The organism is Erwinia tasmaniensis Et1/99, assembly GCF_000026185.1.
Classification (GTDB): Bacteria; Pseudomonadota; Gammaproteobacteria; order Enterobacterales; family Enterobacteriaceae; genus Erwinia; species Erwinia tasmaniensis.
Genome location: NC_010694.1, coordinates 95,848 through 121,318, shown reverse-complemented (window position 1 = coordinate 121,318; position 25,471 = coordinate 95,848). Strand labels below are relative to the sequence as shown.

The following is a 25,471-nucleotide window of genomic DNA, read 5'->3' as shown; positions in this document are numbered from 1 at the left end:
GTTGCCCTTATCCTGACTGATGCGCCGTCCGGCTTTACGCCAGCGCTTCTATCAACATCCATAATGTGGTCATCAACAGTGACAGCGCCATCAGGCTGTTAAACAGCCGCAGCTTCCATGCCACCTGTAAATGCCTTCCCATTCTGTCGCCCATCAATGCCCACAGCAGAATGCACGGCAGATTCAGCAGCATAAAGCCCAGCATCACCGTCAGAATATTGCTATTCGTGGCATAAATTAACGCTACGTTGATTGCCATCAGCCAGGCTTTGGGGTTTACCGCCTGGAACAGGGCACCGCCGATAAGGCTCATCGGGCGCGCTTTTTCGCGCAGTTCGGGCGCGTCCGAACGGAATATTTTCCATGATAACCACAGCAGGTAGCTGCAACCAAGCAGCGTCAGCGGCAGGCGTACCGCGCCCATCCACTGTAGTAAGACGTCAAGCATGACCCCCGCCAGCGCTATCTGTAATCCACAGCCTATCACGATACCGCTTACCATCGGCAGGGTACGGCGTATGCCAAAATTGACCCCGGACGTGGCCAGCATCAAATTGTTTGGCCCAGGGGTTATCGACATCACGGTGATATAACTAATAAAAGAGGGATCGAGCATAAATGAGAGTCCTGTAAGCCAAATCAGAACGTCAGTTTAATGGTTCAAATGTAATGGTAACAGATTCAGAAAATATATATTGTAATGGGTACAAACATAAAAAATAACGACTGTATCCATTCTTTCAGGAGATGACTGTGTCCATCACAGAACCGCAGATGACGCTATACCACCAGCTGGCAGAAACCCTCGCAGGGGCCATTCATCAGGGTACATTGATGCCCGGTAGCCGTCTTCCTGCAATCCGCCGCTGTGCCAGTATGCACCAGGTCAGTATTAACACGGTTCTCACCGCCTACCGCATCCTGGAGGATCGCGGACTGATTGAGGCCCGTCCGCAGTCCGGCTACTACGTGCGCGATGCGCTGCCACAGCTCACGCGTCCGGCCCTGCAGCGTGCCAGCGTACGCTCACCGGGCAGTGAGAAGCTGGATCTGATAGACACGGTATTTGCTGCCCAGAATCATCATGAATACACCAATATCTCCCTTGCCTGCCCCCAGAGCGGAGAGTTTTTCCCCACGGCGAAAATCGGCCGTATTATGGCCTCGTTGCTGCGCCGCGAGCCTGAACTGATTGGCCGCTACGCCCTGCCGCCGGGCAGCCCGCGCCTGCGGCGTGAAATTGCACGCCGCTCTATGGAGCTTGGTATGACTATCGGTGCCGATGATGTCACTCTGACGCACGGCTGTATGGAAGCGCTTCAGCTTGGATTGCGGGCGGTGACGAAACCCGGCGACTGCGTTGGCATTGAGACACCCACCTATTTTTATCTTTTCCCGCTGCTTTCCAGCCTCGGCCTCAAGGTGGTTGAGATCCCTACCGATCCACAAACCGGCCTTTCGCTGGATGCGCTGGAGCTGCTGTTACAGGAAAAGCGACTGCAGGCGCTGATTGCGATGCCGAACGCGCAGAACCCGCTGGGCAGCACCATGACGCTGGAAGGGAAAAAGCGGCTGGCACGGCTGGTGAATCACTATCAGGTGCCATTATTGGAAGATGGTTTATATGCCGAACTCCAGTTCTGCTGGCCGCTGACGCCAGCGGTTAAAGCTTTTGACCAGGGAGGCTGGGTTCTGTATTGCGCCAGCTTCACGAAAACCGTTGCCCCGGATTTCCATATCGGCTGGATTGCCGCCGGGCGCTTCAGCCAGCAGCTTGCGCGTCTGAAAGCCGTTTCTTCACTGGCCGAATCGCGCCTTCTGTCGGAAACGCTGGGCCATTTCCTCGAGTCAGGAGGCTACGATCATCATCTGCGCACATTGCGCCGTCGTTACGCCGCCCAGCTCGAAGAGGCCCGAGGGATCATCGCCCGCCACTTTCCCCAGGGCACGCGTGCGACACGCCCAAGCGGGGGCTTTGTTTTCTGGGTCGAGTTACCGGGTGAGATCAACTGCGTTGAGTTATTCCATCGGCTGTTACAGGAGAAAATCTGTCTTACGCCGGGTGCGCTGTACACGCTGGGCGATCGCTGTAATCATGCGCTACGACTCTCCTGCTGCTATCCGTTCGATGAACGCTATACCTGGGCGCTGAAACGCACCGGCGCACTGGCCTGCGAGATAAGCGGTATCGCCGCCGGGGTAAATTAATGTTCCAGCTTAATTCCATCTCTTTTTTAGCCACTATGTACTATTACCAGGTATCGATACTGATAACCCCCCTTTCCTTAACCCCTGACAGGTACAGCCATGACGCAACTACGCCCTTTCAAACAGGTGGACGTTTTTACCTCCACCCCCTGTAACGGTAACCCGCTGGCAGTCATTATGGATGCCAGTGGCCTGAGCGATGCGCAGATGCAGGCTATCGCCAGCTGGACGAATCTTTCGGAAACCACTTTCGTGCTGCCGCCAACCGATAACGCTGCCGACTACCGGGTGCGTATTTTCACTAAAGATTTGGAACTTCCCTTCGCGGGCCATCCAACGCTTGGTACCGCCCACGCGCTACTGGAAGCCGGTCATACGCTTAAACAGCCTGGCCAGATCGTGCAGCAGTGCCCGCTGGGCCTGGTAACAGTTAAAATCGGCGCGAACGGTGCGCTGGCCTTTGCCGCACCGGAGGCGATTCTGACGGTGTTCAACGATGCGCCGATTAGCAGCGCGCTTAACAGCGGGCAGCTGGAAGAACAGCTTCCGGTGATGATCGCTGATATGGGTATTCGCTGGCTGCTGGTGCCGATGCGCTCTGCGGAGGCCGTTTTGGCGGTGAAACCCGATGCGGTAGAGTTTACTCGCCTGGTACAAAAAGCACGGGTGGGGGGCGTGATGATGTTCGCGCCGCTGCAAGGAGCCAGTGAGCAGTACGAAGTGCGGGCGCTGTTGATTGAACAGGGCGCGCTGACCGAGGACCCGGTGACCGGCAGCGCCAACGCCTGCCTGGCACGTTACTTCCAGGCGCGTGGGGTGGAGCTGGATTATCAGGTACACCAGGGTACGGCGATAGGGCGCGCGGGTCGTCTTAGCGTTGGCTATGCCAGTGACGGTATCTGGATTGGCGGGCAGACGGTGACGGTGATCGACGGCACTCTCCAGGCATAAATAAAGGACGGGCCATCGCCTGGCCCGCCGCGCATCATGGCCGTTTCGGCAGCGTCCGGCTTTGAATAAATACCCCAAAGATGCGTACCGCCAGGCTCTGAAACGATCCGTTACCTGCCCGGCAGGCTATAATTGTCGGCAGACGGTTTATCAGAAGGAATAAAGAAGGATTCATGACGGATAATCAACAATATGACACCCAAAACGGCGAGCGGCCTGCGGAAAAGCCGCTGATTGCGATTAAAACCGGCAATCATACCATCGACAAATCTATCACTCGCGTCTCACGGCTGGTTAGCTGGTTCCAGGCTATTCCGCCGGTGGCGCACTTTTTACGGGCGGGAGAACGCTTCAACGACCGCCTGGGCAGCCAGTTTGGCGCAGCGATTACCTATTTCTCATTTCTTTCACTGATCCCCATCCTGATGGTTTCATTTGCCGCCGTTGGCTTCGTGCTGGCATCAAATCAGGATCTTCTGACCGAATTGATCAATAAGATCGTCAGTAATATCAGCGATCCGTCACTGGCGTCTACGCTGAAAAATACGGTGAATACCGCCATTCAGCAGCGTACAACCGTTGGGCTGACGGGGCTGCTGGTCGCCCTGTATTCCGGGATCAGCTGGATGGGAAACCTGCGCGAGGCCATTCGTGCCCAGTCGCGTGATGTCTGGGAGCGTACCCCACAGGATCAGGAAAAAGTCTGGTTTAAATACACGCGTGACTTCATTTCGCTTATTGGCCTGCTGCTGGCGTTAATTGTCACCCTTTCGCTGACCTCAATTGCCGGGGCGGCACAGGCAAGCATCGTGCGTGCGCTGGGTCTGGAGAACATTGAGTGGCTGCGTCCGGCCATGACGACGATCGCCCTGTCGATCTCAATTTTCGCCAACTACCTGCTGTTTTTGTGGATTTTCTGGATACTGCCACGTCACAAGCCGCGTAAGAAAGCGCTGTTCCGCGGCACACTGCTGGCGGCAATCGGATTTGAGGCGATCAAATTTATTATGACTCTGACGCTGCCTAAGCTGGCTTCGTCCCCTTCCGGGGCGGCATTTGGTTCAGTACTGGGGCTGATGGCATTTTTCTACTTCTTTGCGCGGCTAATCCTGTTTTGTGCCGCCTGGATCGCCACGGCACAATACAAGGACGATCCGGAGGACACGGAGCAAAACTGACAGGCCAGCGGGTCGATCCCGGAACGGGGATCGACCTACGGCAAGCGCGCCAGCAGCCCCCTCCCCGCACCTTATTTTAACAGGGCGCAACTGTGGTCCTGCAACTCCTCGGCAGAAGCCAGGTTCAGCAACAGGACATTACGTTTCACCACCATCAGCACCCGCTTACCATCGCCCAATGCCGCCACGGCAAGGCCATAATGTCCCATGTGATCGCGTGCGCCGGGCAGCTCATGCGCCAGACGAATAAACGGGCTGGTACGTTTAAACTCGTCACGCGTCACCACGCGCAGCTGGTAATCATGCTCTCCGAGCCGATGAGTTTGCCATGTTGTATCGAGGGTTGAGCTTAGCGCATCCAGCCGCTGACGAATATCGGGGCGCAGGCAGGAGATATGAATATGAAGCTGGTTTTGGGTACGGCCCCAGCGTGAATTAACGGCCAGTGAGTAGATACCGTCGTCAATCCGTTTTCCCCATTTCTCCTCCATAAAGTGACGAGCTCGCCAGGCTTCGGCGAAAAAATTTGGTGTGGCGGGATTCAGTAATTTTTGAGTCTCAATTCCGGTAATTTTGGCAACCGGAATCAACAAGAATTGCAGCGGGCCGTTTCGATCTTTCATGACCACGTAGCCGTTGGCAATATTGACCTGACGGCAGGGCTGTGGGTCACTCTTTAGCTGCTGGCCGGGAAGACATTGCTGACTGACAATCTGCCAAAGTTTTTCTGATTTACTGTTAAAAACCAGAACGATACTGGTGGAAAATATTGTCAACAGCCCAACGAAAACTATCAGAATGGCAATGACCCGTTTTCGCTCCTGCATCATGCAAAACCTCTGGCTGATAGTTGTTTATAAAATACTTTAAGCAAGGCAGAAAGCCATGGAGAACAACTTAGCTTTAGCGCGATTACTGGAAATAATATGGCCATGATATCCGCTTAAAGCAAATATCATTAAAAAAAAAGAGCCGACGGTTGTCAGCTCTTTTTATGAGTAATGAAAGAACGAATTAACGCTTCATCACCTGATCGTACGTTCCCCCTTCTGCGAAGTGGGTTTTTTGTGCCTGTGTCCATCCACCGAATTTGCCATCAATGGTAAACAGCTTTATCGGCTGAAAGGTGTTGGCATACTTTTTGGTCACGGCCGCATCACGCGGGCGATAGAAGTTTTGTGCAGCAATTTCCTGCCCTTCGGTTGAATAAAGGTACTTGAGATACTCATCGGCCACTTTACGTGTTCCGCGCTCATCGACCACTCTGTCGACCACGGAAACGGTCGGCTCTGCCAGGATCGATTCACTCGGTGTCACAATTTCAAACTGGTCTTTTCCCAGCTTATTCACCGCCAGATAGGCTTCATTTTCCCACGCGATCAGCACATCGCCTATACCGCGTTCAACAAAGGTATTGGTTGCGCCACGCGCGCCGGAGTCCTGAACTTCAACATTCTTAAACAGCGCCTTGACGTACTCTTGCGCTTTGACCCGATCGCCGTGATTCTGATCCAGTGCCCATCCCCAGGCTGCCAGATAGTTCCAGCGTGCTCCGCCGGACGTTTTGGGATTCGGCGTAATGACCGACACGCCAGGCTTGATTAAATCCGGCCAGTCGTGGATCTGCTTCGGATTGTCTTTACGTACCAGGAAAACAATAGTGGAGGTATAAGGTGCGGAGTTATCGGGCAGGCGTTTAATCCAGTTTTTATCTATACGCCCACGTTCGGCAATAGCATCCACGTCTGACGCCAGCGCCAGGGTCACCACATCGGCTTTGATGCCGTTGATCACCGACGTTGCCTGCTTACCGGAGCCGCCATGGGACTGACGGACGATCACATTGTCACCGGTTTCCTGCTTATAGTGCGCGCTAAACGCCTTGTTATACTGTTCATACAGCTCACGGGTTGGATCGTATGAGACATTGAGTAGCTGAATGTCCTTCGCCAGTACGCTGGTTGAGGCCAGTAACAGGGTAACTCCCACACTCCACTTATTCATTGTACGCACTCCCAAAGGGTTTATCTGTTACGGAGCGTGACACAGAGTGTTTCACGTATTAAAGAATTAAAAATTAGTTGTCATAACCATATGGAATAAGCTTGGGCATAATAAAGGCGCTGTCCTCCAGCGCCTTGTTTTTTATTAGTAAAGTTTTTTGGCGGTATCCAGCCAGTCACCTTTGAAGGGACGCTTCATATTTTCAATCGCATCGATGATGTCATGATGCACCATCTTCTCGTTCTGAATACCGACACAGCGCCCGCCATAACCTTGTAACAGCAGCTCAATCGAGTAGGCTCCCATACGTGACGCGAGAATACGGTCGTAGGCAACCGGAGCGCCTCCGCGCTGGATATGGCCCAACACCGTTGCGCGCGTTTCGCGTTTGGTTTCCTGTTCGATGTATTTCGCCAGCTCGTTGATATCACAGATATGTTCCGTGATCGCCACTATCGCGTGTTTTTTTCCTTTGGCGATGCCGGCTTTGATCTCATTCACCAGCTCTTCACGAGTATAGGGAATTTCCGGCAGCACGATAAACTCACAGCCACCGGCAATCGCCGCTGCCAGCGTCAGATCGCCACAATAACGCCCCATCACCTCAACGATTGAAATACGCTGGTGCGAAGAAGAAGTATCACGCAGACGGTCTATTGCCTCCACCACGGTTTCCAGCGCGGTGAAATAGCCAATGGTGTAATCCGTGCCGGCTACGTCATTATCGATCGTGCCCGGCAGACCGATACATGGGAAGCCCATTTCGGTCAGGCGCTTAGCGCCCATATATGAACCGTCACCGCCAATCACCACCAGCGCATCAATTCCGCGTTTCTTCATGTTTTCGATAGCGACGCTGCGCACATCCTCATTTCGAAACTCCGGGAAGCGAGCGGAACCCAGGAAAGTACCCCCGCGATTGATCATATCTGACACGCTGTAGCGGTCGAGATTGATCATGCGGTCTTCATACAATCCCAGATAGCCATCATAAATACCGCAAACTTCAAGGCCTTCGCTTAGGGCGGCGCGCACAACGCCGCGGATCGCAGCGTTCATGCCTGGAGCATCGCCACCACTGGTCAGTACACCGATTTTTTTGATCATGACAACCTCTGAACTTGTTGATGCAAATGATGAATTCTGGACGCCGCAGCGGGTCGACGCGCACGAAAGAGACAATCGACTCAATGAATGGCAACAGTATATCAAACCCTGCGGGATGAATTGATTCGGGTCTGGCAGTATTCGGCTATTTTTTTGCGCTTTCGCATCTTTCTGGCAGTTTTCGCGCCGCAGTCGCGATGAAAACGGCCTAGTGTCCAAATTTTCCCTGACGTTCTTTCGCCACCACGGAGCGGGGGTCCTGATGGATAATCACATCAGAACCGGGAAACTTATGCAGCAGCGCCCGCTCAACCTGGTCCGCCAGCCGATGCGCCTCGCAAAGCGGCAGGTGGTCATCCATTTCCAGATGAAGCTGAATAAAACGCGTTGGGCCCGACTGCCGGGTGCGAATATCATGCGCGCCACACACCCCAGGCCAGGCTTCGACGATCTCAACAATCGCCTGATGTTCTGCAATGGGTAAAGCACGATCGAGCAGTGCCTGCACAGCCTCGTAACCCATACGCACAGCGCTGTATAAAATCCAGCCGCCGATGCCTAAGGCAAACAGCGCATCAGCGCGATGAAAGCCATACCAGCTCAAGGCCAGCGCCAGCAGAATAGCGCCGTTCATCACCACGTCAGACTGATAGTGCAGCATATCGGCCCGGATGGCCTGACTGCGAGTGTGGCGGACGACCCTACGCTGGAATGTGACCAGAATTAGCGTGGAACACAGCGCGATTAGCGTAACGACGATGCCCACCAGAGGCGCTTTCATCTCTTCAGGGGAGACCAGATGTTGTAAGCCGGTGAGGAACAGAAACAGCGCGGAACCACAGATGAACATACTTTGTGCGAGCGCGGCAAGAGACTCCGCTTTGCCGTGGCCAAAAGTGTGTTCGGCATCGGCAGGCTGTAGCGAATAGCGCACCACCAGAAGATTGGTCAAGGAGGCGGCAATATCGACCAGCGAATCCACCAGCGCAGCAAGAATGCTGACCGATCCGGTATACCACCAGGCAAAAATTTTAATAATCAGTAACAGCGAGGCCAGCACCGTGGCCGCAATAGCCGCTGCAAAGACCTGCCGCGCATAGTTTGCATTCATAGCGCTACTCATCCGGTTTAGTCGATTAAGTATACTGGATCTGCGATAAAAAAAACCCGCCATCATGGCGGGGTAGACAGGGATACGTCTATGGCAAGGAAAACAGGGGTACTATCTTTGTGGGTACTAAGGGGTGCTATCGGTACTGCTTGCTGCCTGCAGCGGTGAAGATAGCTGCATATTCGTCAACCTGCGCAACTCATCAAGGCGCTGCTGATGTCTCTTTTTCAAGATGTCCTGCTGCTGAGGCGTTAAAAGATGGTACATCTGGTTGCGAACCCTGGCCATGTCGACCTGGCGAGCAACTTCAGCCTGCGCAATTTTTTTTGCCTGAGCCTCATAGGCCACCTGATCGAATTTATCTGCAATAATCAGTTCGTGCAGCTGCTCTAAATCGTTAATACTTATCTGAGATTGGTCGTACCTGCCCTGCTGCATCAGGTCACGCATCTGCTGACGCTGTTGCTCCGTCAAGCTGATGCCGTCGAACATGTGGCTTTGTGGAACTTGCCTCAGTGTACGGTTTGCTCCGTCACCCTGATGTGTCTCTCCAGTCGTCGCGGCGTTTGCAAACCAGGCGGCGAAGAGGATATATATCAGCGCCGGAACCACAACGACGGCAGTTACTTTGCGCATCGTTCACTCCCAGGTACGTTTCCGAATTTCGATTCAACAAGATCGAGTCTACGGGGCACGCTGCAAACATGCGTCAGGGGGTGTAAAACTACGTAAAGTGATAGATTGAGCGCATTCGTTCACGGTATTTTGCCTGCGGAGGGCAATAAAAAATGAATAAGATCCTGTTGGTTGACGACGATCGCGAATTGACTTCGCTATTGAAAGAATTGCTTGAAATGGAAGGGTTTAACGTTCTGGTTGCCGGTGACGGCGAGCAGGCGCTGGCGCTATTGGACAACACCGTCGATCTGTTGTTGCTTGATGTCATGATGCCAAAGAAAAACGGTATCGATACCTTGAAGGAACTGCGTCAACAGCACCAAACGCCGGTCATTATGTTAACCGCGCGCGGAAGCGAGCTAGACCGGGTACTTGGGCTTGAACTGGGGGCGGATGACTACCTGCCTAAACCTTTTAACGACCGTGAGTTGGTCGCACGTATTCGCGCTATTTTGCGCCGTTCCAACTGGAGCGAGCAGCAGCAGCATCAACACGACAACAGCTCACCTACACTGGAAGTTGACCTGTTACGGCTGAATCCCGGTCGTCAGGAAGCCAGCTTCGACGGTGAAACGCTCGACTTAACGGGGACCGAATTCACCCTGCTCTATCTGCTGGCCCAACATCTTGGTCAGGTCGTCTCGCGTGAACATCTTAGCCAGGAAGTGCTGGGCAAGCGCCTGACACCATTTGACCGGGCAATTGATATGCATATCTCTAACCTACGGCGCAAATTACCGGAACGGCAGGACGCACATCCGTGGTTTAAGACGCTACGAGGTCGGGGTTACCTGATGGTATCCGCAGCATGATATCCAGCCTGACCACCCGTATCTTTGCCATTTTCTGGCTGACTTTGGCGCTGGTACTGATGCTGGTGTTGATGCTGCCCAAACTTGATTCGCGTCAGATGACGCCGCTGCTGGACAATGAGCAGCGGCAGGGCACGATGATTGAGCAACATGTTGAGGCGGAACTCAGTCAGGACCCGCCCAACGATTTAATGTGGTGGCGCAGGCTGTTTCGCGCCATCGACAAATGGGCGCCCCCCGGACAACGGCTGCTTTTAGTCACCAGTGAAGGGCGTGTGATTGGCGCACAGCATAATGAAATGCAGGTGATCCGTAATTTTATCGGACAGTCGGACAACGCCGATCGCCCGCAGAAGAAAAAGTATGGTCGGCTGGAGATGGTGGGGCCGTTCTCCATTCGCGATGGTGAGGATAACTATCAGCTCTACCTGATCCGCCCGGCAGGCAGTTCGCAACTGGACTTCATCAACCTGCTGTTTGACCGCCCGCTGTTGCTGCTGATTGTCACCATGCTGATTAGCTCACCGCTATTGCTGTGGCTGGCATGGAGCCTGGCAAAACCCGCGCGGAAACTGAAGCATGCCGCCGATGACGTTGCGGCGGGTAACCTGCGTCAGCGTCCTGAACTGGAGTCGGGGCCTCAGGAGTTCCTCGCGGCCGGTGCCAGCTTTAACCAAATGGTCAGCGCGCTGGAACGCATGATGAACGCGCAGCAACGTTTGCTATCCGATATATCCCACGAGCTGCGTACTCCGCTTACGCGACTGCAGCTGGCAACCGCCCTGATGCGCCGTCGCCATGGTGAAGGGAAAGAGCTGGGTCGTATTGAGATGGAAGCGCAACGTCTGGATGGCATGATCAACGACCTGCTGGTGCTGTCGCGCACCCAGCACAAAAATGCGCTGGTGAGTGAGGCGATCAAGGCCAATCACCTGTGGTCGGACGTTCTGGAAGATGCGCGTTTCGAAGCCGAGCAGATGGGGAAAGTACTTGAGATCCCCTATCCTCCCGGCCCCTGGCCGCTTTACGGTAACCCCAGTTCGCTGGAAAGTGCGCTTGAGAACATTGTTCGCAACGCGCTGCGCTATTCGCACAGCAAAATCTCGGTGAGCTTTGCGGTTGATAAAAAGGGCATTACCGTTCATGTCGATGACGATGGTCCGGGTGTCAGCCAGGAAGACCGCGAACAGATTTTCCGTCCATTCTACCGTACCGATGAGGCGCGCGATCGTGAATCTGGCGGCACCGGTCTGGGGCTGGCGATTGTCGATAACGCCATTCAACAGCACCGTGGCTCGGTCAAAGCCGATAACAGCCCGCTGGGAGGATTACGCCTGACAATATGGCTACCGCTGTATACCACTCATAGCGATTAATTTGCTATCCTTCGGCCCTCGTTCCTGAGGGCCGCATCATGCTTAATATCGTTTTATTTGAACCCGAAATCCCGCCAAATACCGGGAACATCATCCGCCTCTGCGCCAATACCGGCTTTCAGCTGCATTTGATCGAACCCCTCGGTTTCGCCTGGGATGACAAACGACTGCGCCGTGCCGGACTCGACTATCACGAATTCGCCGCCATCAGGCATCATGCCAGCTATGAGGCCTTTGCCGCGTCCGAAACGCCACGGCGTTTGTTTGCCCTGACCACTAAAGGCACGCCCGCACACAGTGCGGTAAGCTATCAGGCGGGGGATTACCTGCTATTTGGGCCAGAAACGCGGGGGCTGCCTGCCAGGGTGCTTGATGCGCTGCCGGCACAGCAAAAAATTCGCATACCGATGATGCCGGACAGCCGCAGCATGAATTTATCTAACGCGGTTTCAGTGGTGGTCTATGAGGCGTGGAGACAGCTGGATTATGCTGGCGCAATATTAAGAGACTGAATGTTGTCGCAGCCAGCTCGCGTTTTGCTGGCACAGACAAGGCGTCATAGACGCCAAATGTTTGAGCAGGTCGGGCGCTGCCCGACCCGCAAGCGATAAACGAATGGGTCGCTTTCAGATCCCGTCACCAAATTCAAAACCTGGCACCATCCCATTGAAATGTTGATCCATTTCCATCGATGGCTTGTCGCTGTCAGGCTTGCCGACGATACGCGCCGGAACGCCCGCAGCGGTAGTGTGCGCAGGCACAGGCTGTAACACCACCGAACCCGCACCGATTTTCGCGCCGCGCCCCACTTCGATATTACCGAGGATCTTGGCACCCGCCCCGATCATAACACCTTCGCGGATTTTGGGATGACGATCGCCGCTGGTTTTACCCGTACCGCCAAGCGTGACGGATTGCAGAATCGAAACGTCATCTTCAATGATTGCCGTCTCGCCTATCACGATGCCGGTGGCATGGTCCAACATGATGCCACGACCAATTTTCGCCGCAGGGTGAATATCCACGGCAAAAGAAACGGAAATCTCGTTCTGCAAATAAACCGCGAGCGCCTGCCGGCCTTCGTTCCACAGCCAGTGGCCGATACGATAAGCCTGTAAGGCGTGGAAGCCTTTTAAATACAGTAGCGGCGTGGAGTACTTGTCCACCGCCGGGTCGCGCTGACGCACCGCCTGGATATCGCAGGCAGCGGAGATGATCATCGACGGATCTTGTCGGTAGGCGTCCTGAATCACTTCACGCACGGCAATCGCCGGCATAATGGGGTTGGCCAACTTATTCGCCAGCATATAGCTCAATGCGCTTCCCAGGTCGTCATGTTTTAATAACGTGGCGTGGTAAAAACTGGCCAGCATCGGCTCACACTCAGCCAGCGCGCGCGCTTCTGTTTTAATGTCTTCCCAGATCTGTTCAGGTTCTACGCACGACATGACTCTCTCCCCATAAAAAATGGCGTCCGATCAGACGCCACAGACGACTTCGCAGTGGATTCGGCTTAGCCGCCGTTGTTTTCGTCCTTCCTTGAGCGTCCGAGCAGACTCAATGCTGCATCGCGCGTATTTTTTCCGCAATAGAGAACCTGATAAATTTGCTCGGTGATCGGCATCTCAACAGCGTAACGCTCTGCCAGGACTTTGACTTCTTTGGTATTACGGAAACCTTCGACGACCTGTCCGATGGCATCCTGAGCGCCTTCAACGTCAAAGCCTTGCCCCAGCATCATGCCAAAGCGCCGGTTGCGTGACTGGTTATCTGTACATGTCAGTACCAAATCGCCCAGCCCGGCCATCCCCATAAAAGTAGCAGGATCGGCTCCCAGCGCCGCACCCAGACGGCTCATTTCCGCCAGGCCACGGGTAATTAATGCGGTGCGCGCATTGGCCCCGAAGCCAATACCGTCCGAGATCCCCGCGCCAATAGCGATAACGTTTTTAACCGCTCCGCCCAGCTGCACGCCGATAAAATCAGGATTATTATAGACGCGGAAGCTTTTGCCGCAGTGCAGCAGCTGCTGTAAATCTTCAGCAAACACGCCGTCCGTTGCCGCCAGCGCAATCGCGGTTGGCAAACCGGCCGCCAGCTCTTTGGCAAAGGTTGGTCCAGATATCACCGCAAGCGGGATACTCTCACCGAGGGTCTCACGCGCCACATCCTGCAATAATCGCCCTGTCTCTTTTTCAAGACCTTTGGTTGCCCAGACCAGCCGCGAATCGGCACGCAGATGAGGTTTAATTTGCTGTAAGACATCGCCAAATACGTGGCTCGGCACCACCACCAACACATCGCGGCTCGCCGTAATTGCTGAGGCAAGGTCGCTTTCGACTATCAAGGTATCCGGGAAAGGCACATCGGGAAGAAAGGCCTGATGGCAACGATCGGCCTGCAGCTGAGCCTGATGCTGCGGGTTATGGCCCCACAGCACCACCTCGTGGCCGTTACGGGCCAGCGTAATCGCCAAAGCGGTGCCGTAAGAACCGGCACCGATAACGCTCATCGCAGCATAAGCGCTACGCATTACGCGTCCTGCTGCTGCGCTGCACCTTCTGACTGCTGGAGATAATTCATAAACAGCGCGTCAAAGTTAACCGGTGCAAGGTTCAGCTGCGGGAAAGTACCACGCGCGACCAGGCTGGTGATGCATTCACGAGCATATGGGAAAAGGATATTCGGGCAGTATGCGCCCAGGCAATGTGCCATCTGAGTACCGTCGATGCCGCCAACGGAGAAAATACCCGCCTGCTGAACTTCACACAGGAACGCAGAATCTTCACCCACGGTGGCTGTCACCGTGACACGCAGTACCACCTCATACACATCGTCAGCCAGCTGGCTCGAGGCGGTGTCGAGATCCAGTTTAACTTCAGGTTCCCACTCTTTCTGAAAAACCTGCGGTGCATTAGGTGCTTCGAAAGAGATGTCTTTGGTATAAATACGCTGGATCTGGAAAGACATCTCGGTATTGTTTTGTTCTGACATGGTACTTGACCCTATGAGTGAATAATCCGTTACTGTGCGGCAACAATAGACAGGCAATACAGTGCGCCGAATGCGCAGCCTTTCCCTATTTTAACAGCGGCTCAAGACCGTTACGACCGTCAAGAGCGAACAGGTCGTCACAGCCACCGACGTGCTGCGCATTAATAAAAATCTGAGGAACCGTGGTGCGACCGCTGCGTTTTATCATCACCTCACGCAATGCGGCATCCCCATCGATCGGGATTTCCTGATAGCTGACACCTTTCTGGTCCAGCAGCGCTTTCGCCCGATGGCAAAAAGGACAGGTTGCTTTGGTGTAGATCTCAACAGTAGCCATGTTCGGCCCTCCAACAATGAATTGATCCCGGTTCTGCGGCTTATTTCCCGCGAACCAACGGCAGGTTCTCGCTGCTCCAGCCCGACACGCCATCTTTCAGCACGAATACCTGCTCATAACCCGCTGCATTCAGTTGCGCTGCAGACTCAACGGCAGAGGTGCCGGTAGCACAGGCCACGATCAGCGGCTGGGCTTTATGTTTTTCCAGCTCGCCAAAGTTACCTTTCTTGATATCTGCGGCCAGCACGTTAATCGCATTAGAAATATGTCCCTTGCGGTAATCGTCACGCCCACGCACGTCTACCACCACGGCCTCTTCTTTGTTAATCAAGCGAGTCGCTTCACCACGACTAATCACTTTTACTTTGGAGAACATGCCCTTAACGGTGGTAACGATCACCAAAACCAGCAGGACAACCCACGCCAAAGCTAAAATGGTGTGATTGCCTGCGAACTGCATAATATCTTGCATGAGGGGTAACAACTCCCGAAAGGGTTAATAAGCGAAAACAAGGCTTCTGAGTATACCTGCCAGGAGTGCCATGTACAGTCGAGAAGCCCTTCAGAGTTACGTTTTCTGCGGCAGATTACAAAAAAAAGTTGCTGCCGGTTAAAACGGCTATCCTGTGATGACATCGTCGCGTTCTTAGGCGGTTAATTGTTGCGCAATCTCACCAATTATTGTCCGCACATTGGCCGTCAGCCTAGTGACGCACGCGTCATTTTTACCGTGCAGGCCGCGCTGAATTTGTTACCACCAGTAATAGAAAACCACGTTAAGACGGCTGGTAAGCGGCTGTTCATCGTGGAATAATCCGTAGCTATGAGGGAAAAAGTAACGGTGTTACATTCATGGACCCCGCGTGACCCGCAGTCGAAAGCGCTGTCACGACGTGTAAGCTTGTCCAAACTGGCCGCCAGTGCATTCTGCACGGGCGCACTGCTATTCTCTTTTTCCGTGCAGGCCGCCGAAGACGGAAAATCACAGCTGCAAAGCATTCAGCAGGATATCGCGGCGAAAGAGAAAAGTGTACAGCGGCAAAAACAGCAGCGCAGCGAACTGCTTGATCAGTTGCAAAGCCAGGAAAAAAGCATTGCGCAGGCCAGTCGCCAGCTACGCGATACCCAGAACAATCTCACCGCGCTTAATAAAGATATTGCCAGCCTGACCGCCTCGATCAACCAACTTCAGCAGCAGCAAAAGCAACAGGAATCCAGTCTGGGTGAGCAGCTGGATGCCGCATTCCGTCAGGGCCAGCATAACGGTTTGCAGCTCATTCTGAGCGGTGAAGCCAGCCAGCGCAGCGAACGCATACTGGCTTACTTTGGCTACCTGAACGATGCGCGGCAAAAAGCCATCGAGGCGCTGAAACGGACTCGCAGCGATCTGGCGCAGCAGAAAACCAGTCTCGTCGACAAACAGGCGCAACAAAAGTCCCTGCTCACGCAGCAGCAGGAACAGAATCTGAAACTGGAAGGAGCTCGTCGGGCACGTAAGAACACGCTGACAACCCTTGAGTCCTCCCTGGAAAAAGATCAGGCGCAGCTGGTTGAACTACAGCGCAACGAAACGCGCCTGCGCGATAAGCTTGCCAAAGCCGAACGTGAGGCTAAAGCGCGGGCAGAGCAGGAAGCGCGTGAAGCCGAAAAAGTGCGCAAGCGTGAGGCGCAGGCCAGAAGTAAAGGTTCGACTTATAAACCGACCGAGAACGAACGTGCGCTGATTTCGCGCACCGGGGGGCTTGGGCGGCCAGCGGGCCAGGCGCTCTGGCCCGTGCGCGGTAACATTGAACATCGCTTCGGTGAGCAGCTCCAGGGAGAACTGCGTTGGAAGGGGCTGGTGATTGGCGCACCGGAAGGAACCGAAGTCAAAGCGATCGCCGACGGTCGTGTGCTGATGGCCGACTGGCTGCAAGGTTACGGCCTGGTCGTGGTAGTCGAGCACGGTAAAGGCGATATGAGCCTGTACGGCTACAATCAGAGCGCGCTGGTCAATGTCGGAACGCAGGTACACGCCGGGCAACCCATCGCCCTGGTCGGCACCAGCGGTGGCCGTGGCACGCCGTCACTCTATTTTGAAATCCGCCGCCAGGGGCAGGCCGTCAATCCACTACCGTGGTTAGGAAGATAAGTGTTGATCTCACAACTGCAAAAACTCGCACAGGCGCTGATGGCCATAGCTATCACCAGTCCGGCCTGGGCGGGTAACCTCTCGATTGTCATTGATGACTTTGGCTATCGGCCGACGCAGGAGCAGCAGGTATTACAGATGCCTGCCGCAATTTCAGTCGCCGTGCTGCCCAACGCGCCACACGCGCGCGAAATGGCCACCAAAGCCCACCAAAGCGGCCACGAAGTGCTGATCCATCTGCCGATGGCGCCATTGAGCAAGCAGCCGCTGGAAAAAGACACGCTGCGCCCGGATATGTCTGCTGAAGAAATTGCACGAATTATACGTGAAGCCGCTGCCGCTGTGCCCTATGCCGTTGGCCTGAATAACCATATGGGCAGCGCGATGACCTCCAGTCTGCCGGGGATGCAGAAGGTAATGCAGGTACTCAGTCACTATAATTTTTACTTTCTTGATAGCATGACTATCGGCAACAGCCAGGCGAGCCGCGCAGCGGCAGGTACGGGCGTGAAGGTGGTAAAACGTCGGGTGTTCCTCGACGACAGTCAGAATGAAGCGGATATTCGCGTGCAGTTCGCTCGGGCTGTGCACCTCGCCCAGCGCGACGGTTCGGCCATCGCGATAGGACATCCTCATCCGTCCACGGTCAGGGTGCTCCAGCAGATGCTGCCAACCCTGCCGGCGGATATTACCCTGGTGCGTCCAAGCCAGTTGCTCAATGAAGCCCAGCTCGTTAACCCGGCTCCTTTACCTTCAGACGGCAAGACCCGGCCGCTGAAACCGCGTAATCCATTCCGTGGCGGTGCGGTATGCCGCGTAAAAGTGGTTCCGGTTCCGGCCACGCGGGCGCTGAAAGTCATCTCCGACAGCATTGAGAGCAACCAAATGGTGCAAGAGATCTCCAAAAAGCTTTCGGTGAAATTCCATTTTTAGATCGAGCCTGCACTAACAACGCGTTGCCTGGCATCCAGGAAGAACCGTTTTCAGCCGCAACGCGCAGGCAGGTTACAGGCTCCAACGGCTGTCGACAGCGCGTGGAAATGTTATGATGTGAACCATTCGCGCGTGGAGCGTCCTGTTTCACCCCCAGTTTAAGGTTATAGCTCATGATTATCGTTACCGGCGGTGCTGGATTAATTGGCAGTAACATTATTAAAGCGCTCAACGACAGGGGTCACACCGATATTCTGGTGGTCGACAACCTTAAAGATGGCACTAAGTTCGCTAACCTTGCGGATCTCAATATTGCCGACTACATGGATAAAGAAGACTTTCTGATTGCGATCCTGGCAGATGAAGACTTCGGCAACGTTGAAGCCGTTTTCCATGAGGGTGCGTGCTCTTCCACCACCGAGTGGGATGGCAAATACATGATGGATAATAACTATCAGTATTCAAAAGAGCTGCTGCACTGGTGTCTGGAACATCAGGTTCCCTTCCTGTACGCCTCCTCTGCGGCTACCTACGGTGGCCGTAATGCCGACTTTATCGAAGAGCGCCAGTACGAGCAGCCGCTGAACGTCTATGGTTACTCCAAAATGCTGTTTGACCACTACGTGCGTGACATTCTGCCGGAAGCACAGTCGCAGGTTTGTGGCTTCCGCTATTTCAATGTCTACGGGCCTCGTGAAGGGCACAAGGGCAGCATGGCGAGCGTGGCGTTCCATCTCAATACCCAACTGAAGAATGGCGAAAACCCTAAGCTTTTCGCAGGCAGCGACGGCTTTAAACGCGACTTCATCTATGTGGAAGACGTTGCCTCGGTGAATCTGTGGTTCTGGGAAAATGCCGTATCCGGTATCTTCAACTGCGGCACGGGCCGCGCCGAATCCTTCCAGGAAGTTGCCGATGCCGCGCTGAAGTATCATCAGAGCGGTGACATTGAGTACATCCCTTTCCCGGACAAACTAAAAGGCCGCTATCAGGAATTTACCCTGGCCGACCTGACCAAACTGCGTGCGGCAGGCTACGATAAACCCTTCAAGACCGTTGCGGAAGGTGTCGCGGACTATATGGCGTGGCTCAACCGTAACGCGTAAGAGGCGGTTCGCAGATGAAAATTCTGGTTATCGGCCCTTCCTGGGTCGGCGATATGATGATGTCACAGAGTCTCTATCGCACCCTCAAAGCCGAAAATCCTGAAGCGGTTATTGATGTGATGGCACCCGCGTGGTGCCGTCCACTGCTGTCACGCATGCCGGAAGTCAACGAGGCGTTGCCGATGCCGCTGGGCCATGGTGCGCTCCAGATCGCTGAACGTCATCGCCTCGGCAAAGCGCTACGGTCAAAAGGTTACGACCGTGCCATCGTATTGCCTGGCTCATTTAAGTCTGCTCTGGTGCCCTTTTTTGCCGCCGTTCCACGCCGTACCGGCTGGCGCGGCGAGATGCGCTACGGCCTGTTGAATGACCTGCGCGTACTGGATAAAACCGCCTTTCCACTGATGGTGCAGCGCTATGTGGCGTTGGGCTATGACAAAGCCAATATCCGTAGCGCGAGCGATCTGCCGCAGCCGCTGCTGCGCCCTGGGCTTACCGTTCTGGATGCGGAAAAACAGACCACCCTTAGCACCTTTAAGCTGGATAATCAGCGTCCAATCATCGGTTTCTGCCCAGGTGCAGAATTTGGCCCAGCCAAACGGTGGCCGCATTATCACTATGCTACGCTGGCGCAGCGACTGATTGCACAGGGTTATCAAGTCCTGTTGTTCGGTTCTGCCAAAGACCATGATACCGGCCAGCAGATCCTCGCGAGCCTGTCGGAAGACGCGTATCCACACTGCCGCAATCTCGCCGGTGAAACACAGCTTGAACAGGCCGTGATCCTCCTTGCCTGCTGCCACGCTATCGTCAGCAATGATTCCGGGCTGATGCACATTGCGGCCGCGCTGGATCGCCCTCTGATTGCACTCTATGGGCCGAGCAGCCCTGACTTCACCCCGCCACTGTCTGAGAAAGCACGCGTCATCCGTCTGATTACCGGCTACCACAAACTGCGCAAAGGGGATGCTGATGAGGGCTATCACCAGAGCCTGATTGATATCACGCCAGAACGGGTCATGGCCGAATTGGGCATGCTCCCCCCTACCTCAGGAGTTTAAATGCGGGTTCTGATGATCAAAACCTCCTCCATGGGGGACGTACTTCACTCACTGCCTGCGCTCACCGATGCAATGCGGGCGATCCCCGACATCCGTTTTGACTGGGTGGTGGAGGAGGGCTTTGCCCAGATCCCTTCCTGGCATCCTGCGGTAGACCGCGTGCTGCCGGTGGCGATACGCCGCTGGCGCAAACACTGGTTTGGCAGCCGGGTGCGCGAAGAACGTGTGAATTTTAAGCGTGAGCTACAGGCGCGCGAATATGACGCGGTCATCGACGCCCAGGGCCTGATTAAGAGCGCGGCGCTGGTCACCCGCCTGGCAAAAGGCATCAAACATGGTGCCGATAGCCGTAGCGCACGGGAACCTTTTGCCAGCTGGTGGTATGACAAACGCCATGAAATTGGCAAACAGCAGCATGCGGTTCAGCGTACCCGCGAGCTTTTTGCCAAAAGCCTGAACTATCCGCTGCCTGCCACAATGGGTGACTATGCCATCGCCCAGCATTTTACGCAGGCGTTGCCCGATTCAGCCAACCCGTATCTGGTGTTTTTGCATGCCACTACTCGCGATAACAAGCACTGGCCGGAAAGCCACTGGCGCGAGTTAATCGCTTTAATGCAGCCTGCGGGTCTGCAAATCAAACTGCCGTGGGGGGCCGGGCATGAATATCAGCGTGCGCTGCGGCTGGCAGAAGGCTTTGACTTTGTTGAGGTTCTGCCAAAACTGACGCTGGAGCAGGTGGCTGGTACGTTAGCCGGTGCACGCGCCGTGGTGTCGGTAGATACCGGCCTGAGCCACCTTGCCGCCGCACTCGACCGCCCTAACATTACCCTGTACGGCCCAACCGATCCGGGGCTAATTGGCGGCTATGGCCAGAATCAACAGGCGCTGATCTCACCGGATAAAAATATGGCGACACTCACCGCTGAGACAGTTCAGGCAGCGCTGCAACAGGTTATCGCATGAAAAAACTCCATATTATCAATTTGGCAAAAATGGGCGGCGTCGAGCGCCTGTTTCTGCAATACGTCAATGAAACCACGGACGACAGTAATGCGGTAATCTGTGTCAGCAACGATATCGGTGAAGAAATTAAGCGCCAGATGCCGCACCAAAAGGTGACTTTTGCTACCCGATTATTCAATCAGTTACCGTTACGCTGTCCGCAGTTTTTACGCAAGTTTCTGCTGCAATGGAAAATATCCAGAGCCACAGCGGATGTCATCATCGTCTGGGATCTGATCCCAGGGCTGGCGGCCAAACCTAAACGTGGCAAGCTCCTTTATTACGATCACGGCTGTTCGTGGCGCTATGCCGACAACGCAAAAACACGCCGTTTTTTCGCCATGCTGGACGGCGTAATTTCAGCGTCGTATGCCTCAAAAAGAGTCATGGAATTGCGTTTCAATCTGCCCTGCCCTAACCCTGTGGTGCTCAACCGGATTAAAACCCCAGACGGCATAAACCATCAGCCAAAGTCACCGCACGTTCCCCTGAGACTTGGCACGGCATCGCGTTTAGTCAGCCTGAAAGGGATCAGCGTGTCGCTACTGACCCTGCATGAATTAATTCAACGAGGTCACAACGTTGTCATGGAGATTGCCGGAAAAGGCCCGGACCAGGAGGCCTTTGAAACGCTGGTGCAGAAGCTGCAGTTGAGCGATCGCGTCACGTTTAGCGGTTTTCAGCATAACGTATCAGATTTCTTTAACCGCACTGATATCTACCTGAGCACCCCGGTTACGGAGCCTTTTGGCCTGTCTTGCATGGAGGCACTCTACTACGGCGTTCCGGTTATTTTTCCGCTTGTCGATGGTCAGCCAGAAGCGGTAACCGATGGCGTCTGCGGGCTAGGGATCTCGCCAAAAGTGACGGTAACAGAACACCACAAACTTTCAGGATTTCACGTCGATTTTCCCTATGACGTCTACGATCCGGTGAATGACACTCTGGTTTCACCGAAACTGCTATCCCATATTGAATGCGCTGATGCGGTAGAGAAATTGATGGTGGAGGAGACGTACTGCCGTCTAAGCCGTAATGCGCGCAATTACTCTATACAATCATTAGACTTTGATATGTTTAAGAAAGAGTTTGATAAAACACTCAACCTTTTTACCGAACAGTCATTTTAGGATCGCCGTTACTATGTTGACAAAAAGAAGTCCGCATCCCGTCTTTAGCTATTTGATTTATACATGCTGTGCGATTGCCTTTGCTACCGTTCCTTTTGGTCTGAAATTCGGTAAGGATTTGTTTTACGTTGCAAGTTATATTTCATTTATCGCGATCGTTTTAAACATAAGATATTACACACAGGACAAATTAAATTTTATTGTCTCGTTGTTATTTCTTGCGTTTGGTCTAGGAACCATATTTTGGCTGGTGGCTTTTAAACAGCCGGGGCCTTATATCGATGTTTATCGCTCCTATATGTCAACCGCGCGGCTGGTTATCGCCATGTCGGTGATTAGCCTGGTCGCGCTGAACGAGCGTATTGCCATTCAAAAGATCACGCTCGTCGTGAGTATAGCCGTTGGGCTGCTGGTCAACGCCTACGCGCTCTATCAGGGGCTGTGGCTGCTTCAGGCAAGAATAGAATTAAATTTTGACCGCACAACGATAGTTGCTTATCTGCTTACTGCCATTAGCCTGGTGATGATGCAGTCGATTATGCTGCTTAAAGTGCGCTACCGCCTGATTTTCTATATCGCCGCATTTATCCTCAGCTATTCAACCATTATTCTCACCGGCACTCGAGCTGCGATGATCGCTTACCCGGCGCTTATTGTGCTCACCGTGATTGTGACAAAGAATATTATTCCCATACGCCATAAAGTCGCCATTATTCTATTAGTTCCCGTTCTTCTTGCCTCAACAGGCTTGCTCTTTAAAGATATGATTAAGAGCAGGATCGATGACTTTGAGAGAAACGTCGCGGCAATCAATGATACCCGGTCAGAAAACTCCGTATTCTCACGCGTGTGGATGCAGATTGTCGCCATACGCACCGGTAATAAAGCGCCACTTGGTCAGTCTGTTGAGCAACGCGCCAATGAAGCAATGGAGGTCATTAAAGATGACCCCCAGCTGTATAACGCCCGACGTTACCTGACCGTGCATATGCACAATGAAGTCCTCGAAACCTGGTCATTAAAAGGTGCCTGGGGGGTGACGCTGCTATTATCATTTTATGGCAGCCTGATACTACTTTCATTCAGACAATCGCGTAATTCCATGCTGTTCGGAGTGACCTCGGCGCTGGTTATCTATGGATTAAGTGACGTTATTTTCTTCAGTACGGAGGCAACGGCAGTATTCTTATTAGCCATTATTGCCAGCATTCTTAGCGCGAAAAAACCCCATAGCGCGACGGAGCAGTCAGCATGCTAGCCCCTGTTCCACTGCTCAGCATCATTGTGCCTTTTTTCAATAATGAGGCATTTATAACACCCTGCCTTGAATCTCTTTTCGCTCAAATCGACAAGGATATTGAAGTCATCCTTATAAATGATGGCTCGTCAGATAACTCTGCCCACCTGGCGTCACGGTGTGTCGCCCGCCATCCTGAAGCGCGGGTGCACTTTATTTCACAACAGAATTCCGGTATTGCCAGTACACGCAATGTCGGTTTACAGCAGGCCAGCGGCCGTTATATCACCTTTCTCGACGGGGACGATGTGTTAAGCCCCCACTATGTTGAAATACTCAAGCCCGTTTTACTCTCCGGCCAGTATGACCTTCTTGATTTTGATTATCAGCGCTTTACTCGCGATCTGCCTGAAGTTCATAAAGATGAACAGGTTCGCGTCCACGAGTATGACTTTAAAAACAATGGCGTGGCCTGTCTTGAACCTCTTTTTACCCGGTCAATGTGGCACCTCTGGAACCGGGTATATAGGCGCGAACTGTTGAATAATGAGCGTTTTGAACCGGGGCGGCGCTACGAGGATGTCATCTTCACGCCGTTTATTTACTTTAAGAGTGAAAGGATCGCTCATCTCGATCATACGCTCTATTTCTATCGCGATAACTCTCTGGGCATTACGCGAAATGTGAAACCTGAAGATATTGAAGATATGCTTTTTGCGATCGGAAAAATGGTGCGCTTCGCGGAAAATAAAACGGAAAACAGCGCATTAAAAAACCTTGCGGCCAGGATGATCGTCAACTGTTTTGGTGAAGTGAAAAGCCTCACTAAGGCCGTATATGGCTACTACCATTATAATAAACGCACCATTGCCTCCTTGCAGCGGGCGGCGCGCCTTTGCGCTGGCACCTCGGTGCCGGCCAAAAAGGTCTGGCAAATGCGCCACCCCCAGGTGGATATGTTATTTTCCAAAATCCGCCTGACAGGCAAAAAATAGTGCTTCACGCCGTCAGGATATGTGGGGTTCGAGCCTTAACAGCCTGACGGCCTCGCTGTAAACGCGGTGAGGCTGAATAACCCCTACGGGGCTTTCTGCTTCCAGCGGCATGGTAAAACCACTGCGGGAGGCATGAATAATACAATGACGCTCATTATCCTGGATCGGCCCGGTGGTACGCGGATCGGCGGTAACAAACAGGCTAATGGTTTTGACTTTCAAAGCCACCGCAAGATGTAACGGCCCCGTATCCCCGGTTACCAAGACATCAAAACCGTCAATAAGCGTGATGAGCTGCTGCAAGCCCGTTTTACCAATGCGATCGTCAACGCGGGCACGGGTTTTTTCATCAACCTGTGCCATAAACTGCCGGGCTTTATTTTCATCGCCGCCGCCGCCAATCAGCACTATCTGGACATCATCATGCCGTGCAACCAGCTGCTCCGCGAGTTTGACGTAGTGTGAGACCGGCCAACAGCGGGATCCCGTAGAAGCGCCCAGCTGGAAACCTATCGTTGTTTTTTGAGGATCTCGGATGCCCGCCTGATAAGGGGCGGGGATAAACATGGTTGGGTCGTCGCTACGGCATCCCAGAATGGAAATGAGCTCAAGTTTACGGCGGATGAAATGACCGTAGTAATGGAAAATGTAGTTAGTCAGCCATTGTTCAAGCCCGCTAATACCTGAACTGTAGTTATCCCTTATCACGTATTTCGCCCCGGCCATCACCGCGCTGATCACATCGTATGGCAGGTGTGAATGCAGAATAACCGCTAAGTCCGGCTGATGTTCACGCAAAGCGTTCAGCAAGGGTGAAAGGGTTTTTATTTTACTGTTCCAGTAAACGATACGGTTATACTCTGTTCCCCCTTCAACCAGCTCACGGTTTTTTTCGTGCACCACCAGCGTGATGTGTGCATCAGGATACCTCGCGCGTATTGCACGTATCGCCGGCGTGTTGAACATAAAGTCGCCAAGCGCGGTGGTTGAATAGATCACAATATTATCGAACTGGAGAGCGGCGTCGAAGTTCTCCTTGTTTTCCAGACGTCCATGCTTGGCGGTATATTTTTTCAGAAACCAATTGGTGAGATTAATCTTCCATTTCTTCGACATG

The 25,471-nt window shown here is 53.6% G+C and carries 26 protein-coding genes; 14 read left to right on the top strand and 12 right to left on the bottom strand.

Going from position 1 to position 25,471, the window contains the following annotated elements:
* Positions 1-34 precede the first annotated feature (34 nt).
* Positions 35-616, bottom strand: coding sequence for a LysE family translocator (locus ETA_RS01505; protein WP_012439876.1), 582 nt, complete (start codon positions 614-616; stop codon positions 35-37).
* Positions 617-747: 131 nt separating this feature from the next.
* Here ETA_RS01505 and ETA_RS01500 point away from each other — a divergent pair, with 131 nt between their 5' ends.
* The 3 genes from ETA_RS01500 to yhjD all read left to right on the top strand — a co-directional run bounded on the left by ETA_RS01500 (position 748) and on the right by yhjD (position 4,337).
* A complete protein-coding gene (locus ETA_RS01500) occupies positions 748-2,208 on the top strand; it encodes an aminotransferase-like domain-containing protein (RefSeq protein WP_012439875.1) in 1,461 nt (486 codons plus the stop codon).
* A 99-nt stretch (positions 2,209-2,307) separates the two neighbouring features.
* Positions 2,308-3,159: a PhzF family phenazine biosynthesis protein gene (locus ETA_RS01495; RefSeq protein ID WP_012439874.1), complete on the top strand. Its 852-nt coding sequence runs from the start codon at positions 2,308-2,310 to the stop codon at positions 3,157-3,159.
* 173 nt (positions 3,160-3,332) lie between these two features.
* Positions 3,333-4,337 (top strand): inner membrane protein YhjD, encoded by a 1,005-nt coding sequence (gene yhjD / locus ETA_RS01490; protein WP_012439873.1) that lies wholly within the window; start codon positions 3,333-3,335, stop codon positions 4,335-4,337.
* A 71-nt stretch (positions 4,338-4,408) separates the two neighbouring features.
* On the opposite strand, the gene ETA_RS01485 is transcribed toward yhjD, so the two are convergent.
* The 5 genes from ETA_RS01485 to cpxP all read right to left on the bottom strand — a co-directional run bounded on the left by ETA_RS01485 (position 4,409) and on the right by cpxP (position 9,195).
* Positions 4,409-5,164 carry a CDP-diacylglycerol diphosphatase gene (locus tag ETA_RS01485; protein ID WP_042959229.1) on the bottom strand — a complete coding sequence of 252 codons (756 nt, stop codon included), beginning with the start codon at positions 5,162-5,164 and terminating at the stop codon, positions 4,409-4,411.
* 187 nt (positions 5,165-5,351) lie between these two features.
* A complete protein-coding gene (locus ETA_RS01480; protein ID WP_012439871.1) occupies positions 5,352-6,341 on the bottom strand; it encodes a sulfate ABC transporter substrate-binding protein in 990 nt (329 codons plus the stop codon).
* 144 nt (positions 6,342-6,485) lie between these two features.
* Complete coding sequence (gene pfkA, locus ETA_RS01475; RefSeq protein ID WP_012439870.1) at positions 6,486-7,448, bottom strand: 6-phosphofructokinase; 963 nt, start codon at positions 7,446-7,448, stop codon at positions 6,486-6,488.
* Between the two features lie 208 nt (positions 7,449-7,656).
* Complete coding sequence (gene fieF, locus ETA_RS01470; protein WP_012439869.1) at positions 7,657-8,559, bottom strand: CDF family cation-efflux transporter FieF; 903 nt, start codon at positions 8,557-8,559, stop codon at positions 7,657-7,659.
* 126 nt (positions 8,560-8,685) lie between these two features.
* Complete coding sequence (cpxP, locus tag ETA_RS01465; RefSeq protein WP_012439868.1) at positions 8,686-9,195, bottom strand: cell-envelope stress modulator CpxP; 510 nt, start codon at positions 9,193-9,195, stop codon at positions 8,686-8,688.
* Positions 9,196-9,347: 152 nt separating this feature from the next.
* Between cpxP and cpxR the strand changes: the two genes are divergently transcribed.
* The 3 genes from cpxR to trmL are packed head-to-tail and all read left to right on the top strand — an operon-like array spanning position 9,348 to position 11,937.
* On the top strand, positions 9,348-10,049 hold the full coding sequence (cpxR, locus tag ETA_RS01460) for an envelope stress response regulator transcription factor CpxR (protein WP_012439867.1): 702 nt from the start codon (positions 9,348-9,350) through the stop codon (positions 10,047-10,049).
* Positions 10,046-11,425: an envelope stress sensor histidine kinase CpxA gene (cpxA, locus tag ETA_RS01455; RefSeq protein ID WP_012439866.1), complete on the top strand. Its 1,380-nt coding sequence runs from the start codon at positions 10,046-10,048 to the stop codon at positions 11,423-11,425. The genes cpxR and cpxA overlap by 4 nt, the downstream gene beginning before the upstream one ends.
* A 38-nt stretch (positions 11,426-11,463) precedes the next feature.
* Positions 11,464-11,937, top strand: a complete 474-nt coding sequence (gene trmL / locus ETA_RS01450) for a tRNA (uridine(34)/cytosine(34)/5-carboxymethylaminomethyluridine(34)-2'-O)-methyltransferase TrmL (protein WP_012439865.1) — start codon at positions 11,464-11,466, stop codon at positions 11,935-11,937.
* A gap of 114 nt (positions 11,938-12,051) precedes the next feature.
* Here trmL and cysE read toward each other — a convergent pair whose 3' ends face one another.
* The 5 genes from cysE to ETA_RS01425 form a co-directional block, all read right to left on the bottom strand.
* On the bottom strand, positions 12,052-12,873 hold the full coding sequence (cysE, locus tag ETA_RS01445) for a serine O-acetyltransferase (RefSeq protein WP_012439864.1): 822 nt from the start codon (positions 12,871-12,873) through the stop codon (positions 12,052-12,054).
* A gap of 65 nt (positions 12,874-12,938) precedes the next feature.
* Positions 12,939-13,958 carry an NAD(P)H-dependent glycerol-3-phosphate dehydrogenase gene (gene gpsA / locus ETA_RS01440; protein ID WP_012439863.1) on the bottom strand — a complete coding sequence of 340 codons (1,020 nt, stop codon included), beginning with the start codon at positions 13,956-13,958 and terminating at the stop codon, positions 12,939-12,941.
* Positions 13,958-14,419 carry a protein-export chaperone SecB gene (gene secB / locus ETA_RS01435; protein WP_012439862.1) on the bottom strand — a complete coding sequence of 154 codons (462 nt, stop codon included), beginning with the start codon at positions 14,417-14,419 and terminating at the stop codon, positions 13,958-13,960. Before secB ends, gpsA begins: the two co-directional genes overlap by 1 nt.
* An 85-nt stretch (positions 14,420-14,504) precedes the next feature.
* Positions 14,505-14,756, bottom strand: a complete 252-nt coding sequence (gene grxC, locus ETA_RS01430; protein ID WP_012439861.1) for a glutaredoxin 3 — start codon at positions 14,754-14,756, stop codon at positions 14,505-14,507.
* Between the two features lie 40 nt (positions 14,757-14,796).
* Entirely contained in the window at positions 14,797-15,228 is a 432-nt protein-coding gene (locus tag ETA_RS01425) for a rhodanese-like domain-containing protein (protein WP_012439860.1), read from the bottom strand.
* 351 nt (positions 15,229-15,579) lie between these two features.
* On the opposite strand from ETA_RS01425, the gene envC reads away from it, so the two are divergent.
* The 8 genes from envC (at position 15,580) to ETA_RS01385 (ending at position 24,354) form a co-directional block, all read left to right on the top strand.
* Positions 15,580-16,887 (top strand): murein hydrolase activator EnvC, encoded by a 1,308-nt coding sequence (gene envC / locus ETA_RS01420; protein ID WP_012439859.1) that lies wholly within the window; start codon positions 15,580-15,582, stop codon positions 16,885-16,887.
* Positions 16,888-16,893: 6 nt separating this feature from the next.
* Positions 16,894-17,820: a divergent polysaccharide deacetylase family protein gene (locus tag ETA_RS01415; RefSeq protein WP_042959227.1), complete on the top strand. Its 927-nt coding sequence runs from the start codon at positions 16,894-16,896 to the stop codon at positions 17,818-17,820.
* Between the two features lie 173 nt (positions 17,821-17,993).
* Positions 17,994-18,926 carry an ADP-glyceromanno-heptose 6-epimerase gene (gene rfaD / locus ETA_RS01410; protein WP_012439857.1) on the top strand — a complete coding sequence of 311 codons (933 nt, stop codon included), beginning with the start codon at positions 17,994-17,996 and terminating at the stop codon, positions 18,924-18,926.
* A gap of 14 nt (positions 18,927-18,940) precedes the next feature.
* Positions 18,941-19,987 carry an ADP-heptose--LPS heptosyltransferase RfaF gene (gene rfaF / locus ETA_RS01405; protein ID WP_012439856.1) on the top strand — a complete coding sequence of 349 codons (1,047 nt, stop codon included), beginning with the start codon at positions 18,941-18,943 and terminating at the stop codon, positions 19,985-19,987.
* Positions 19,988-20,953, top strand: a complete 966-nt coding sequence (rfaC, locus tag ETA_RS01400; protein ID WP_012439855.1) for a lipopolysaccharide heptosyltransferase RfaC — start codon at positions 19,988-19,990, stop codon at positions 20,951-20,953.
* Positions 20,950-22,122 (top strand): glycosyltransferase, encoded by a 1,173-nt coding sequence (locus tag ETA_RS01395; RefSeq protein ID WP_012439854.1) that lies wholly within the window; start codon positions 20,950-20,952, stop codon positions 22,120-22,122. The genes rfaC and ETA_RS01395 overlap by 4 nt, the downstream gene beginning before the upstream one ends.
* A gap of 13 nt (positions 22,123-22,135) precedes the next feature.
* A complete protein-coding gene (locus tag ETA_RS01390; RefSeq protein ID WP_012439853.1) occupies positions 22,136-23,380 on the top strand; it encodes an O-antigen ligase family protein in 1,245 nt (414 codons plus the stop codon).
* Positions 23,374-24,354, top strand: coding sequence for a glycosyltransferase family 2 protein (locus ETA_RS01385; RefSeq protein WP_012439852.1), 981 nt, complete (start codon positions 23,374-23,376; stop codon positions 24,352-24,354). The genes ETA_RS01390 and ETA_RS01385 overlap by 7 nt, the downstream gene beginning before the upstream one ends.
* 12 nt (positions 24,355-24,366) lie before the next feature.
* On the opposite strand, the gene ETA_RS01380 is transcribed toward ETA_RS01385, so the two are convergent.
* Positions 24,367-25,470, bottom strand: coding sequence for a glycosyltransferase family 9 protein (locus ETA_RS01380; RefSeq protein ID WP_012439851.1), 1,104 nt, complete (start codon positions 25,468-25,470; stop codon positions 24,367-24,369).
* Position 25,471 lies beyond the last annotated feature (1 nt).

Coding starts and splice junctions, on each gene's coding strand:
- ETA_RS01505 (WP_012439876.1), bottom strand. CDS start 616: ATGCTCGATCCCTCTTTTATTAGTTATATCACCGTGATGTCGATAACC.
- ETA_RS01500 (WP_012439875.1), top strand. CDS start 748: ATGACTGTGTCCATCACAGAACCGCAGATGACGCTATACCACCAGCTG.
- ETA_RS01495 (WP_012439874.1), top strand. CDS start 2,308: ATGACGCAACTACGCCCTTTCAAACAGGTGGACGTTTTTACCTCCACC.
- yhjD (WP_012439873.1), top strand. CDS start 3,333: ATGACGGATAATCAACAATATGACACCCAAAACGGCGAGCGGCCTGCG.
- ETA_RS01485 (WP_042959229.1), bottom strand. CDS start 5,164: ATGCAGGAGCGAAAACGGGTCATTGCCATTCTGATAGTTTTCGTTGGG.
- ETA_RS01480 (WP_012439871.1), bottom strand. CDS start 6,341: ATGAATAAGTGGAGTGTGGGAGTTACCCTGTTACTGGCCTCAACCAGC.
- pfkA (WP_012439870.1), bottom strand. CDS start 7,448: ATGATCAAAAAAATCGGTGTACTGACCAGTGGTGGCGATGCTCCAGGC.
- fieF (WP_012439869.1), bottom strand. CDS start 8,559: ATGAATGCAAACTATGCGCGGCAGGTCTTTGCAGCGGCTATTGCGGCC.
- cpxP (WP_012439868.1), bottom strand. CDS start 9,195: ATGCGCAAAGTAACTGCCGTCGTTGTGGTTCCGGCGCTGATATATATC.
- cpxR (WP_012439867.1), top strand. CDS start 9,348: ATGAATAAGATCCTGTTGGTTGACGACGATCGCGAATTGACTTCGCTA.
- cpxA (WP_012439866.1), top strand. CDS start 10,046: ATGATATCCAGCCTGACCACCCGTATCTTTGCCATTTTCTGGCTGACT.
- trmL (WP_012439865.1), top strand. CDS start 11,464: ATGCTTAATATCGTTTTATTTGAACCCGAAATCCCGCCAAATACCGGG.
- cysE (WP_012439864.1), bottom strand. CDS start 12,873: ATGTCGTGCGTAGAACCTGAACAGATCTGGGAAGACATTAAAACAGAA.
- gpsA (WP_012439863.1), bottom strand. CDS start 13,958: ATGCGTAGCGCTTATGCTGCGATGAGCGTTATCGGTGCCGGTTCTTAC.
- secB (WP_012439862.1), bottom strand. CDS start 14,419: ATGTCAGAACAAAACAATACCGAGATGTCTTTCCAGATCCAGCGTATT.
- grxC (WP_012439861.1), bottom strand. CDS start 14,756: ATGGCTACTGTTGAGATCTACACCAAAGCAACCTGTCCTTTTTGCCAT.
- ETA_RS01425 (WP_012439860.1), bottom strand. CDS start 15,228: ATGCAAGATATTATGCAGTTCGCAGGCAATCACACCATTTTAGCTTTG.
- envC (WP_012439859.1), top strand. CDS start 15,580: ATGAGGGAAAAAGTAACGGTGTTACATTCATGGACCCCGCGTGACCCG.
- rfaD (WP_012439857.1), top strand. CDS start 17,994: ATGATTATCGTTACCGGCGGTGCTGGATTAATTGGCAGTAACATTATT.
- rfaF (WP_012439856.1), top strand. CDS start 18,941: ATGAAAATTCTGGTTATCGGCCCTTCCTGGGTCGGCGATATGATGATG.
- rfaC (WP_012439855.1), top strand. CDS start 19,988: ATGCGGGTTCTGATGATCAAAACCTCCTCCATGGGGGACGTACTTCAC.
- ETA_RS01395 (WP_012439854.1), top strand. CDS start 20,950: ATGAAAAAACTCCATATTATCAATTTGGCAAAAATGGGCGGCGTCGAG.
- ETA_RS01390 (WP_012439853.1), top strand. CDS start 22,136: ATGTTGACAAAAAGAAGTCCGCATCCCGTCTTTAGCTATTTGATTTAT.
- ETA_RS01385 (WP_012439852.1), top strand. CDS start 23,374: ATGCTAGCCCCTGTTCCACTGCTCAGCATCATTGTGCCTTTTTTCAAT.
- ETA_RS01380 (WP_012439851.1), bottom strand. CDS start 25,470: ATGTCGAAGAAATGGAAGATTAATCTCACCAATTGGTTTCTGAAAAAA.